This window comes from Sinomicrobium halophytocola, from assembly GCF_052983395.1.
The window spans coordinates 29,673-42,927 of record NZ_JBRKIT010000040.1; the positions used below are offsets into that span (position 1 = coordinate 29,673).

Below are 13,255 nucleotides of genomic sequence, written 5' to 3' on the forward strand. Positions count from 1 at the left end.
CGTCTTTTACAGAACCTTATTCCGAGAGTTGTGCTATACAGCTGTCAATCTCCCGTATTAAAGTATTTATTTTAAGCTTAGTTTCCGTTTTGCTTTCATTACTGCCCAACATTGCATTCGCCAGTTTAAGTGCATTATATTTTTCTTCCCAGCCGGCTATAACAGTTTCTTTTTCCTGTATCACCTTTCCGGAATCTGCTAATTCCTCCGTTAATTTAAGATTAGCCTGCTTTAAAATCTCCATTTTGTGAAGCAGCCTGCTAATCCTATTTTCAAGAGAATCAACAATTTCTGTAATATCACTCATACCTGCTAATAACAATACATCTGCCTACAAAGTTAACATACCTGATCATACTTCGCAATAGTTTCCCTCATTTTTATCGCATTTCATCCATATGGGCACTCCACAAATGAAATAATTACAGGAGGAACACACAGCCGGTTTCCTTATTTTCAGAACAGTTTCTGTTGTACATCCGCCAGGGTATGCGGAACAGAAAGACTACTTCCCAGCTCTTTATTGAGTTTTTCGATAAGATAGGCAGATAACAGAGGGGATGCGTTTTCGAGATTCTGGTGTACAAAAAAATGGATGCGCTCCAATCCCTGTTCTACCCAGGATTTTAATTTCACCACCCAATCGTCCAACCGGTCATAATCACTCTCGTGATTAGCCCCCACATACCTTACGAAGGCTTCGTTATTTGTCAGCCTCATATGCATAAGGTCTCTTCTCCCGGCGGTATCTACTATAATATTTGCTATATTGTTTTCTTCCAACAAGTGGTACAATTCTCCGGCCACTGTGGGATCGTTGAACCAATCGGTATGACGGAATTCCACGGCCAGGGGGATCTCTTCAGGCCAGAATTCGACAAAACTCACTACGCGGTCAAAATTTTTCGGGGCAAAATTATTGTGCATCTGCAAAAATACGGTCCCCAGTTTCTCTTTGAGGTGAACTACACCATCCAGGTACTCCTCTACCGGCCCCTGGAAATCCAGCAATCTTTTAAGGTGACTTACCATCTGGTTCACTTTCGGGAAGAAGCGAAAATCTTCCGGCACCTTATCATACCAGGAGGAAAACTGGGACGGCGGAAAATTCCTGTAGAAGGTAGCATTGAGCTCTATGGCGTTAAACTGCGTCGCATAATACGCCAGTTCATCTTTGGTACCTCTCGGATAAAAATTCTTCAGGTCCTGCCGGTTCCACTTGGCACATCCAATACAAATCTGAGGCGATTTCCTATCTTTATTTGCGGAAAGTACCGCAGCCGTATCCGGATGGTCTTCGGGAAAAGAAAAATCTACGGTTTCGGGGTTATCTACTTTTCCAAATTTCATTTTTACCGTTTTTTATTGTTTTACAAAGTACGTATAATTCCGTAAATTTGCGAAACAGTTTAGAATTACGTTATTTTTTTCCGGAGGTAACAGACAGTGTATTTTGAAGTTAGGTTACCATAAAACAATTTTCCTTAATTTTTCTTTGCCTGCCTTTTAAAAAAGAATATATTTGCACCCGCAAAATGGCCTCGTAGCTTAACTGAATAGAGCACTTGATTACGGCTCAAGAGGTTGCAGGTTTGAATCCTGCCGAGGTCACTTTTAAAATTCACAATGAGCATCAAAACCTTGCAAAATCTATGATTTGCAGGGTTTTGTTGTTTTACGGCCATCATTTAAATTGAATTGATTTGATTCTAAATGTCGCTTCATCGGTCAACAAAAATTTAAGCGGTCAACACTGTTGACCGAATGGCCCAAAACACAAAACCATAGTTGATTTGACTTTCATCTTCATGTTTAACCTTTAAAGATGACAACTATGAAAACATCGCACACCTTTTCCATCCTCTTTTGGATCAATGCTTCACGATCATCAGAAAAAAAAGCAGATTTATTTGTTAGAATAACCGTAGACGGTAAAAGGGCCAATATCAGTTTAAAATACAAGGGGAATATTCGGCTTTGGGATTCTCAAAGGCAGCGGGCTACTGGGACAGGGCAAGTCTTTAAGCGAATCAATAATTCTGATTATATAGCTTTTTACCTTTAACTCTATTTCCAGACAAGTTGAGCTGTTGGTCCATCCCAAGGATAAAGGGATCGGTATCTTCCAGAGACGAAACATCAATCACATGAACGGCAATATAGCCCTCACCTAAAAAACCCGGGTGTGCTTTTGGGTTTGTTATTTTTGCTGTTTTTCGATTGATCAAATATATAAAGTATTGAATAACCGCAACACCTTTCAGATATTGCGGTTATTGCATTGCTAATCTTGGATCATATAAAAAAATCTTCACCTCCGGTTCCACGCTTTTGGTAGCCTTTATGGCTACGCTCAAGACGAATAGATTCCACCACCGTATAAGCGTGGTATTTTGTATTCGTAGTCACACCTGCAAGACGTTCTTCCCACAGCTGACCATTTGAGGTAATTTTAGCTAACATTTTTTCTGTCACATAATTCACCATGGAATTGATCCAGTTTTCATTGGCAGGCGAATATTGTTCTGCGGGGGGTATAGAGAAGAACTCGCCCACCCCGTTCGGAGTGCTCATTTGCATTAGTGCTTCATCAGCGAAATCAACCATATCGTGAAAATATTCCCTGGCTGTAATTACGTCCTCCCTAGTTCCCCAACGGAAGATGTGCCCGCCTACAAGAAAGTCAAAATCATATTCCAATATCTGGTCATGGGCTTCGATCCACGCGATGATGTTTTCTGAAGCATCACAGTGAAAGAATGTGCATGATCCCGGGCTCACGATATCGATCTTGACCAGCGCTTTTTGTTTGGGCGCGTAAATAAAAATATTTCCGGGGCAATGGTTAGCTCCTTTATAGGATAGCTCCAGTTTCTCACCTCCCAGTTCAAGCACATACTCGTCTTTGAAAGTAAGGGTAGGTAACGGTCGGAGCGGGTCAGGAAACCGTTCAAGCAATTCAAACGTTATTTCGTGCGCTATGATCTCCACTCCGGAAGGAAACATAGCAGCCGCGCCAATATGGTCGGAATGCCAGTGGCTATATATAACAGTTACGATCGGCTTATCTGTTACTGATTCAATGGCAGCAAGCATGTTTTCTCCCAACATTGGTGGTGCGTCTATTGCAATAACTCCTGCTTCAGTGACCATGAAGGCAGCGTCATATCCGCCTGCAGTAACCCAATAAAAGCCATCTCTCAGCTCCTCACAATGATACCCGTTCTTTTGGAATTCAGGACTGCTCAGGTACGCAGGGTGAAAGCCCTCTGGAGATGGGGGGTGCTCATGCCAGTCGGCTTTTTCAAAACCATGCTTGGTAAAGTAAAAATCTTCATGTCGTCCTTGTTTTTGTTCATTTTCTTTCATGATAGTAAATTGTTTTAATTTATGAATTAGAATTTGTTATAATTATCTTTTGTTTTTGAATAGCCAGCGATGCAGCACTCTATTTATTGCCGGCATGAGCAAATAGGTCATCAGTGCTACCATAGCCATAATACTCAGTAGGGTATTGAGGAATTCGGGCAATCCTAAATATTCCAATAATCCACCAAGAAACGGCATGAGTACTTTTAGTAAGGCAAAGATGATGATAACCGTAATCAACATCATTTTCCATTTTGCTGGAGGTTCAGCAGCAGTATGTTTATCGACAAACCAAAAATCAAGACCGGTTAAGGCCAACTCTGGTTTCACCTCGGCGTACAAGTGCTTAGTGGATGTGATTAGATTCTCTCTCTCCCGCGAGTTATTCCATAAGCTTAAGTTACTGTAACTGTCAAAGCGAAGTATAACTGCATATTCTGTAGCTGTACCATCTGTCACTTTTTTATAGACATCTGCTACTTGATAACCCTTATATTGTGATGCTGCTTGGATCATACCATGAATTGAATCAAGGGCCTCTCCCTCTAAAGCTACCTTAGGTCTCAATTCGACAATAGTAATCACTGGCAAGTCATTAGAGTCAATCATATCATTAGTTGAGTCAGTTACAAGTGTCTTAGTCTCCATATTCGTTAGTGATTGTCTTTTTAATTTGATATTTTAAAGTTTTGGACTAACTCCCGCATCATGATGTATATGCTTAAATTCAATAAAATCATGCATCGCCGCAAGGCCATTTAGTCGGCCCAATCCACTCATCTTGAAACCGCCTTCCTCAAATTCATCATTGATTCTAGCCCAGTTGTTGATCCATACCGTACCGGCATCCAGTCTTCTGCTTACCTGCAACGGAAGATCCACGTTGGTGCTCCAGACCGAGGCTGCGAGTCCATATTTATTGTCGTTGGCCAATGCTATCGCTTCCTCTGCTTTATCGAAGACCTGTATCGTAGCTACCGGTCCAAAGGTTTCCTCTTGTACGATATCCATTTTATGGTCCGTTACCTGTAGTAAGACCGGACGGTAAAAGGCTCCTTTATCTAACACACCATCCTTGGTTTTCCCACCACGCAGTAAAACCTTTGCCCCGCCTTGAATGGCTTCTTCCACCAAGACGTCCACACGATCCACATTACCGTGGTCGATCAGTGGCCCCATATCGCTTTGGGGATCACTGGCAGGTCCTACTTTGACTTTTTCTAATTCACGTACCAGTTCGTTTATAAATTGCTCAGCAATATTTTTCTGCACCAGGATGCGGCTGCCTGTCATACAAAACTGGCCAGTGAAAAGTGTTATAGCTTTAGCGAGTACGGGCACTGCCTTTTTAAGATCTGCGTCATCAAAAACAATCATAGGAGTCTTGCCTCCCAATTCAAAGCCAAAACGCTTAAGGTGCTCGGCACCGTTTCTCATCATGATCTTTCCTGTAGCAGTGCTGCCGGTGAAACTGATCGATGGTACATCCGGGGAACTGATCAGATGGGCAGCGCCTTCATGGCCACTTTCAGTAAACTGGTTGATTACGCCGATCGGCAGACTTTTGATCGATTGGAATACCTCGCAAATTACAGAATTGACCTGTGCGGTCTGTGCTGGCATCTTGATCACGACTGTACAGCCTGCAGCCAGGGCTGGTGCCAAAGACCGTACCATGAGAATCACTGGTGAGTTCCATGGGGCGATAATACCGGCTACACCTATCGGTTCTTCCAGTACCATACTGAAACTACCTGCACTTGTTTCCAAAGCCCTGCCACTCTGAGTTAATACCAGTGCGGCATAATAACGTAGTTTTGATGGAACTCCGCCAACTTCCATGCTAGCTTCCGCTTTAACCTTTCCATTGTCCAATGAAAGAATATGGATCAATTTTTCACCGTATTCCTCAAAGGCATCTGCGAGTTCATTTAAGACTTTGGCTCGGAGGATTCTGTTTGATTTCCAATCGCTGTGTTGAAATGCAGCTTTTGCAGCAGCGATTCCTGAAGCCGCAGTTTCATAGCCTCCGTCAGCAAAACGGCCAATTACTTCGCCTGTGGCGGGATCAATACTATCTTTATAGATTTGACTGTCCACCCACTCATTATTGATCCAGTTAAGTTTAGGCACATGTCCTGCGACGTTGTCCATTTTGTTTATCATAGTTTGTCTATATGCTGTATTGTTCTTTATTTTCTTTTGTTTTTTTGATCTCATCAGCAATCTTTTCCGCTGCCATGATAACCGTGACATTTGGTCCGGACGAAATAAAACTCGGGAATATTGAGGCATCCACCACCCGGAGACGTTCCACACCATAGACCTTTCCCCATGCATCAACAACTGCGTTTGGATTTTCTTTAGGCCCCATTGGTGTTGAAGCGACAGGATGGTTATAGGTCTGCAGATTTTGATTGATCGAAGCCAAAATCAAGCTATCATCAGTAATATCCCAACCAGGGGTCAATTCCATTACCGTCATGTCTTTCAGCGGTGGTGTCCGGGCTAGCTCCCTTGAGAGCTTAACACCTTCAAGCAATCTTTGACCATCTTCCTGGCTGCTTAGGAAATTAAGGTCAATCATTGGCGGGGTTTCCGGATCACGGCTGGTAATTTTTACGTAGCCCCGTGAGTTTGGATTGGTCAATGCAACTCCTATCACATACCCGGAATTGGTTGGGCTTAACCCCGAATCGAAGAGGTGACCTGCAGTAATGTGAAGATCCAGTTCATCTGGTTCTGCAAAAGAAGAACGTGTCCATAAGTTTACACCAGTCACAGGCGAAAGCCTGCCGATTTTCTCTGGATCTGATGCATATGTGTTGAAATAGAATGGGTGGTCCTGTATATTTTTTCCAACAGGAAGGTCGGCGATGACCCGTATCCCCATAGGTTGCAGAACCTCTCTAGGACCTAGACCGGATCGCTGTAAGATAGTGGCAGTACCATAAGTACCGCTGGATAAAATGATTTCCCTGCCCTTAAACAATCTTCCATCGGACAGAACAACACCTATTGCTTTTTTGTCCTCAAACAAGACTCGATCGGCAAGTGCATTACCCATAATAGTCAAATTATGCCTTTGTCTTACTGATTGATTGAGGTAGGTCATGCCTGTATTCATCCGGATACCGTCGACAATGTTGACGGGATACGCACCGACTCCATATTGCTTTTCCCCATTAAAGTCAGTAATCTCTTCATATTTTTTGGCCTTAGCCGCTTCCATAAAAGCGGTCTGCATAGGCGAGATATCTGTCTGTTGAAGCTGGTTCACCGGAAGGTAACCGGTATGTCCGTGCCACTGCTCTTCATCTCTGTTCGATTTTTCCAGTTTTTTGAAGTAGGGCAGTACGTGCTCCCAAGACCATTCCTCTAGTCCCATATCAACAAATCGTTTGAAATCGTTGGGAATGGCTCTGAGGGCTACAGCTGCATTGACTGCCGAGCTTCCACCCAATACTTTACCACGGGGAATCGGGATAACATGACCTGCATCATTGGGTACTGACTGGTATCCCCAATCATACCTACTGTCTCCGTTGGCTGCTATTATCTGACTGTTGCTCAGGAGCTCGGGGTACTTATCCTTTGAAAATGCTTCCCCAGCTTCAAGGAGCAGAATGTGAAACGCTGGATTTTCACTCAGGCGGCTAGCCAGGACAGCTCCGGCAGATCCACCTCCAATAATGATGTGGCTGTATTCAGAATGCAAATCTTTGCCATCAGTGGTATTGTTTACTTTTTCCATTGACATTTAAGTTTATTTTAAGTTAAAGTATGATAAGACGAATCGGCTTGGTCCTTGCGGTTGCCGTAGATAGGATTACGGCTGGAGCCGAATCAAGAAACTCTTTTTTATGATGCTCTCCGATACCAAAAACATCAAGGGCTGCTTCATCGGCCAATATGATCCGATCCAGTAACTGTTCCATAGCATCTGCACTCGCTGCTAAGGGTTTTACTACCATACATGGCAGATGCAAAACTTATCTTTTCCTATTTCCATTTTTTTATTTTAATTGTTCTTAAATACTTCTTGATGCAAGGACACCGCTTTCCAATAGAAGAACCTGTTAATGGCTGCAAATTGTTATCTCTTGAAATTGAAGATTGTTTAAGAAAGGGCATTGGGAGGAGGACCTCCGGCCGGTTTTGTTTTGTCATCAGGCAAAGGCACAAATTCTTTATTATCCATTGGAGGTAAATTTATTCGACCTTGTTTCCAGTCTTCTTTAGCTTGTTCAATCCTATCTTTTCGGCTGGAAACGAAATTCCACCAAATATACCGGTGCCCCAGATGTTCTCCCCCAAGCATCATCACAGTGCTTTGTTCCTTTGCGATAATTAACGGATCAACCCCTTTTGTGAAAACCATTAACTGACCGGGCTGATAAATAATCCCATTTACTTCAACGCTACCTTTTACGATGTATACACCTCTCTCGCTGTATCCAATTGGCAAACCAAAGCGAACCCCTTGTTCCAGTACCACGTGTAAATAAAATAAAGGGGAATGCGTCTTCACATTACTTTTCAGGCCGTAGGCTTCTCCTGCAATTAGACGCATCCAAATACCCGTATCTGTAAAAACAGGTAATTGTTCCGGCTGATAGTTCTCAAAAGTAGGATCACTTTCCTCATCTTTTTCAGGCAGTGCTACCCAGGTTTGTATCATTTCAAGTTCACCTCCGGCCAGCATTGCAGGATCTTCAAAACGTTCACTATGTACAATGCCCTTTCCGGCAGTCATCCAGTTTACCTCTCCCGGTTTTACCACCTGCTCCACGCCAAGGCTATCTCTATGGGTTACATTCCCACTGAATAAGTAACTGACTGTAGATAATCCGATATGCGGATGCGGCAATACATCAAGACTACTTACTGGTCCTGATGGCATAGTTAATGGCCCGCCATGATCCATAAAACTAAAGGGGCCTATCATTCTATGAAGCCGATAGGGAAGGATGCGTTTAACCGCAAAACCTGGAGAAATTTCGGCCTTTCTAGCTTCTATAACAATATCAAGCATAATGAATATTCTAATAATTAAACTCTTTTTAAAATCTATGATAACCGCATATACACTTTATTTTTTGGGCCACTCCCCAAACCTGCCTTCCCTGAAATCCTTAAAGGCTTGCTTTATCTGCTCCTCGGTATTCATTACAAAAGGACCTTTTGCCGCAACTGGCTCTCTTAAAGGTTTTCCCGCTATCACTACACACAAAAGTGGTTCGGTAGCATATAATTCAACTTCACTGGCTTCGTCAGCGGATGGTTTAAGCCAAAGAACATCGTTCTTTTTACCGGCTACTTTATTTGCACCAAAAATACCGGCACCGGCTATAACATAAATAAAGCCATTGAAATCAGCCGGAAAATCCTGCAGAACGGTATGCGCTGCCTGTAGGGTAATTTCAACCATTGTTACAGGTGCATAGTTTTTTGTGTGTGAAGCAACACCTCCGGAAGATCCGGAAATTACTTTTATTTCAGCTCCGTTTTCTTTGCGTACGGGTGCCTCGGTGTGAATAATTTCCTGATACCTAGGCTCAACCATTTTGTGTTCCGCAGGTAAGTTAACCCACAACTGAAGTAAATGTGCAAAGCCTTCTTCCTGAGCCTCTTCTATATGCAGGATACCTTTACCTGCCGTCATCCACTGTACGTCTCCTTTTCTTAGTTCTCCTGTATTGCCTTGGTTATCGCGGTGCCGAAGTACACCATCGATCATATACGTAACCGTTTCGATTCCCCGGTGTGGATGATGATCGAATGCACCCTTTTTCATATTGTCTTCGGCCATAATCAAAAACGGGTCAAATACCTCCCATTTTTCGGCTGGCAAGACGAGGTTCTGTTTGTGGATAGGGCTGTTTCGCTGTGGGATCACCGACCACTTGTTTTGAATTTCTCGTTGGATCATATTCTTATTTTCAAGATTTTATATTAAACCGCTGTATTACCACCATCTATTACCATTTCTGAACCGGTAGTATAGCTTGATTCATCAGATGCCAGGTAAAGTACGCCTAAGGCAATTTCATCCGGAACTGCTTCGCGCCCCAGAGGAGTTATACCAATTGCCATTTTCTTAAATTCTTCCGGATTTTGCAGACCTTTGGTCATCGGTGTATCAACGTATCCCGGATGGACAGAATTAACTCGTATGTTATCACCGGCAAATTCGGCGGCAGCACCTTTTGTAAAACTTCTTACGGCACCTTTAGAAGCTGTGTATGCTGTGGCCTTAGCCGATCCGACTATCCCTGCAATGGAAGATATATTGATGATTGATCCGCCTTTATTTTTTTTCATATGAGGCACCACAGCCTTGATTCCTATAAATTGACTTAACAGGTTTATATCTACGACCTTTTTAAACTCGTCAACGGATGTTTCTTCCAAGCTCTGCATAATATTTCCGGTAATCCCTGCATTATTCACCAGAATATGAATCGCACCATAGAGCTCAATCGCTTTTTTTACAACCTCATTCCAATCCTGCTCAGAGGTGACATCGTGTATCATATAATGGACGGTTCCGCCACTAGCTGTTATTTGATTGGAGACGTCCTTTAGACCCTCTTCCTTAATATCGGTTATCAACACTTTTGCACCTTCGTCAGCAAACAGGACGGCTTCTGCTGCCCCCAAACCTCCTGCACCACCTGTAATGATCGCTACTTTATTTTCCAATCGTTTCATAACTCTTCTTAAAATTTAAATGTTTATTTATTAAAAATTACTTTGACTATTTTTTTTGATAATGCCTTTTATTGTATTCGGATTGCGGTTGTATTTATAACCAAGCGGTATGATCATTAGGTTATTTTCCCTGGCATAACGCACCAATTGATCAAGTAATAGTTTTGCGAAACCTCTTCCTTCGTATCCAGGATTTATTACTGTATGGAATACCCTAAAATTCCTATCTCTTACGGAAACATCCATCTTTTCTGCTTTTTACCATCTGAAAAAAGCTGGACTTCACCATAAATGCTGTCGTGATTAAAAATTATTGAGTTCCTTTTTTATACTTTATGCTCCCGATGGCCATTTTGCAACCTGATCAATAAGTTCCTCTGTGGTTGCTTGCTCCGCTTTAGTTCACGGACGTGCTTTTGGGTTAAAAACATTTGATAAAGTTTTTACACTAACTCGTGCGTGAATACATAATTCTGGTTTCTAAAGAAGCGTAATTTCTTTATTTAGATATTCATGTGCTTCCATTATTTTTTTGAGATTGATTCTTTTGATTTTTCGGCATTTTTGCTATTGGTTTCTCGCATTATAGCGTAAGCCTTATGACCAGATAAAGCAACAGCTTTAGCTGTAAGCCATCCAAAACCACTATTTGTTCCTGTAATTAATACAGACCTACAACATTGTTGACGATCATAGTTGGTTCGTTACTGTTCAAATTAGCCATTTGATGGTTGGTGGTCGATCAGCAAAACGATGCTGTCTGCGGGCCGAAGAAGTCCTTCAAGTCCAATTTTTGGTGTTTTGTTCATGATTGTTACGATTTAGTTACTGTTATTAGTTTGCTGACTATCCTATAACCTGTGTGCACTATTGATCTGGGTAATCAATCTGTCTCAAATAGGACTATTTTTATGCCATAAATAAAGCGCCTGATAATCAATAATATATAGTCAAAATAAAAAATATACATACTCCTCAATATCATATTATTCTCTTATTTGAGAAATTAAATTACCTTTATGCTATATTAAATGTTGTGAAAAATGAAGGATATCATCGATGAGTTTCAGCTAAAGGCAAAATTGATGGATCAACTTCCCTATGAAGTGATCTGGGTAGATATGGATGCCACACTTGTGTATGCCAATGAGAAGTTTTGTAACACTATTGGCTACAGCAGAAAGGAATGCGGCAAATTATCGGTACTGGATATCAACACGACCCTGACCCCACAAGGCTGGAAAGATCATTGGCAAGAAGTCATGGAAAAAGGAAGTGTGAACTTTATCACGGTCCACAAAACCAAAAGGGGTAGATTCTACGACGTAGAGGTATACGTTCACAAATTCTCATATAACGGAAAAAATTATATATGCGCCGTTGCCAAAGAATTTACAGAACCCAGCTTTCATAAAAGGATCATAGACAACACCTTTGAAATTGCAAATATCGGCGGCTGGGAGTTGACCTTGCTCGATGGGTCCATCATGGCCACTCCCTGCGCTCTGGATATTCTGAAGGTCAAGGATTTGGAGGAGCTAACGCCCCCAAAAGTCATCCATAGGTTCAAGGATAGTGATCGTTACCGGTCCTTGTTGGGAGAAGTGATCAGAAATGGGACAGCCTTTGATGAAATACTGGAAACCAACGATTCCCCGCCCCGGTATGTCAGGGCCGCTGCAAAGCCCATTTTAAAAGGTAACAAAATATACAGGGTATTTGGCATCTATCAAGATATTTCCGAATTAAAGTACAAAGAAGATGATTTACGTTTCTATAAGGCCATAATGGAAAATGCCCAGGATTTCATTGCTGTCTACAATAAAGAGGGGGATGTAATACATTATAACAAATCCCTAATGAAACATTTAGGGTACAGCAAGGAAAAACTCGACGGATCCAAAATATTTGATATAGATCCCGCGGTCAGCCGGGAATGGTGGGACGCCCAATTTCAGAAAATCATCGATAAGGGCTCACTGCGTTTCGAAAGATTGTTACCAAGGGCGGATAACACACAATTTCCCATTGACGTGACGGCAAACCATATAAGGTTCAATGGTCAGGATTACAACTGTTCCGTAGGAAAGGACATCACAGCAAAAAAAATGCGCGACCTGGAATTGCACGAGGCCCTGCAAGAAATAAAAACCTTGAAGGAGCGTCTCGAAATTGAAAATGAATATTTGCAGGAAGAAATTGGTAATAGAATCAACTTTAAAAACATCATAAGCAGTAGCGAGGCCTATAAAAGCGTACTTGTACAAGTTGAACAAGTGGCCCCTACGGATACAACAGTATTGATCACAGGCGAGTCGGGCACTGGAAAGGAATTGCTAGCCCGTGCCATCCATAGCAACAGCAAAAGGGGAAATCGTCCGTTGATCAAGGTCAATTGTGCCACACTGCCCAAAGAACTCATGGAGAGCGAACTGTTCGGACATAAAAAAGGGGCCTTTACCGGGGCCACTGCGCATAAGGAAGGTAAGTTTACCCTCGCTGATGGCGGGACCATCTTCCTTGATGAAATCGGGGAATTGCCCTTGGAACTCCAACCTAAGCTTCTCAGGGTGATACAGGAAGGTGAATACGATGAATTGGGCGGTACCAAGACCATCAAGGTCGATGTGAGAATCATTACCGCAACGAATCGGGATTTAAAGGAAATGATACGGGAAGGCACGTTTAGGGAAGACCTTTATTATCGTTTGAACGTATTCCCCATACACAATATCCCCTTGCGGGCCAGAAAACCCGATATCCCGATACTGGCCCAATACTTTTTGGAAAAATATGCCCCAAAGGCCGGAAAGACCTTCAAGCGCTTAGCGCCACAAACAGTTGAAAGACTTATGGCTTACAACTTTCCGGGCAATATCCGTGAATTGGAAAATCTGATCGAACGTGCCGTCATCATAGAAAACGGCACGACCCTAAACCCTGGCAACTGGGTTCCGGAACAGGAAAATTCACCTCTTTCCAATGAATTCAAATCATTTGAAGCCAATCAAAGGGATTATATTATCAAGGTGCTGGAACATACCCATTGGCGTGTTGGAGGCCCAAGTGGCGCTGCAAAAATTTTGAATTTGAACGACAAGACCCTATTTGCTAAAATGAAACGTTTGGGTATAGAAAAGAAATTCAGTCTAAAATGACAAGGATTTAGAGG

General features: G+C 42.4%; 14 protein-coding genes, 1 tRNA gene and 1 pseudogene. 3 read left to right on the forward strand and 13 right to left on the reverse strand.

The features are described from left to right. Positions 1-16: 16 nt before the first annotated feature. Together ACVBDY_RS16975 and ACVBDY_RS16980 are read right to left on the reverse strand one after the other, a co-directional pair. The gene (locus tag ACVBDY_RS16975) at positions 17-307 is read right to left on the reverse strand and encodes a coiled-coil domain-containing protein (RefSeq protein ID WP_447176651.1); all 291 of its coding nucleotides are present in this window, start codon (positions 305-307) and stop codon (positions 17-19) included. Between the two features lie 149 nt (positions 308-456). Next, positions 457-1,350 carry a DUF72 domain-containing protein gene (locus ACVBDY_RS16980; protein ID WP_447176652.1) on the reverse strand — a complete coding sequence of 298 codons (894 nt, stop codon included), beginning with the start codon at positions 1,348-1,350 and terminating at the stop codon, positions 457-459. Positions 1,351-1,537: 187 nt separating this feature from the next. Between ACVBDY_RS16980 and ACVBDY_RS16985 the strand changes: the two genes are divergently transcribed. Then, positions 1,538-1,611: transfer RNA gene (locus ACVBDY_RS16985), tRNA-Arg, on the forward strand. A 223-nt stretch (positions 1,612-1,834) separates the two neighbouring features. Beyond that, positions 1,835-2,065, forward strand: a complete 231-nt coding sequence (locus tag ACVBDY_RS16990) for a hypothetical protein (protein ID WP_447176653.1) — start codon at positions 1,835-1,837, stop codon at positions 2,063-2,065. Here the strand turns inward: ACVBDY_RS16990 and ACVBDY_RS16995 are convergent. The 11 genes and pseudogenes from ACVBDY_RS16995 to ACVBDY_RS17045 form a co-directional block, all read right to left on the reverse strand. After that, positions 2,031-2,228 (reverse strand): hypothetical protein, encoded by a 198-nt coding sequence (locus tag ACVBDY_RS16995; protein WP_447176926.1) that lies wholly within the window; start codon positions 2,226-2,228, stop codon positions 2,031-2,033. The two genes, ACVBDY_RS16990 and ACVBDY_RS16995, sit on opposite strands and share 35 nt — an antisense overlap. Before the next feature lie 67 nt (positions 2,229-2,295). After that, positions 2,296-3,369, reverse strand: a complete 1,074-nt coding sequence (locus tag ACVBDY_RS17000; RefSeq protein WP_447176654.1) for an MBL fold metallo-hydrolase — start codon at positions 3,367-3,369, stop codon at positions 2,296-2,298. Between the two features lie 42 nt (positions 3,370-3,411). Next, positions 3,412-4,017: a putative antibiotic biosynthesis monooxygenase gene (locus tag ACVBDY_RS17005; protein ID WP_447176655.1), complete on the reverse strand. Its 606-nt coding sequence runs from the start codon at positions 4,015-4,017 to the stop codon at positions 3,412-3,414. A 33-nt stretch (positions 4,018-4,050) separates the two neighbouring features. Continuing rightward, entirely contained in the window at positions 4,051-5,589 is a 1,539-nt protein-coding gene (locus ACVBDY_RS17010; protein ID WP_447176656.1) for an aldehyde dehydrogenase family protein, read from the reverse strand. Continuing rightward, complete coding sequence (locus tag ACVBDY_RS17015; RefSeq protein ID WP_447176657.1) at positions 5,543-7,123, reverse strand: GMC family oxidoreductase; 1,581 nt, start codon at positions 7,121-7,123, stop codon at positions 5,543-5,545. The genes ACVBDY_RS17010 and ACVBDY_RS17015 overlap by 47 nt, the downstream gene beginning before the upstream one ends. A gap of 22 nt (positions 7,124-7,145) precedes the next feature. Beyond that, on the reverse strand, positions 7,146-7,343 hold the full coding sequence (locus ACVBDY_RS17020) for a hypothetical protein (RefSeq protein WP_447176658.1): 198 nt from the start codon (positions 7,341-7,343) through the stop codon (positions 7,146-7,148). 146 nt (positions 7,344-7,489) lie between these two features. After that, positions 7,490-8,404, reverse strand: a complete 915-nt coding sequence (locus ACVBDY_RS17025) for a pirin family protein (protein WP_447176659.1) — start codon at positions 8,402-8,404, stop codon at positions 7,490-7,492. Between the two features lie 57 nt (positions 8,405-8,461). Then, positions 8,462-9,301 (reverse strand): pirin family protein, encoded by an 840-nt coding sequence (locus ACVBDY_RS17030; RefSeq protein WP_447176660.1) that lies wholly within the window; start codon positions 9,299-9,301, stop codon positions 8,462-8,464. Positions 9,302-9,324: 23 nt separating this feature from the next. Next, complete coding sequence (locus tag ACVBDY_RS17035) at positions 9,325-10,083, reverse strand: SDR family NAD(P)-dependent oxidoreductase (protein WP_447176661.1); 759 nt, start codon at positions 10,081-10,083, stop codon at positions 9,325-9,327. A 30-nt stretch (positions 10,084-10,113) separates the two neighbouring features. Further along, positions 10,114-10,329 carry a GNAT family N-acetyltransferase gene (locus ACVBDY_RS17040; RefSeq protein ID WP_447176662.1) on the reverse strand — a complete coding sequence of 72 codons (216 nt, stop codon included), beginning with the start codon at positions 10,327-10,329 and terminating at the stop codon, positions 10,114-10,116. Positions 10,330-10,485: 156 nt separating this feature from the next. Continuing rightward, positions 10,486-10,554 (reverse strand): annotated as a pseudogene (locus tag ACVBDY_RS17045) ((4Fe-4S)-binding protein); the annotation flags it as partial. A gap of 572 nt (positions 10,555-11,126) precedes the next feature. Here ACVBDY_RS17045 and ACVBDY_RS17050 point away from each other — a divergent pair. Further along, positions 11,127-13,241: a sigma 54-interacting transcriptional regulator gene (locus ACVBDY_RS17050; protein WP_447176663.1), complete on the forward strand. Its 2,115-nt coding sequence runs from the start codon at positions 11,127-11,129 to the stop codon at positions 13,239-13,241. Positions 13,242-13,255 lie beyond the last annotated feature (14 nt).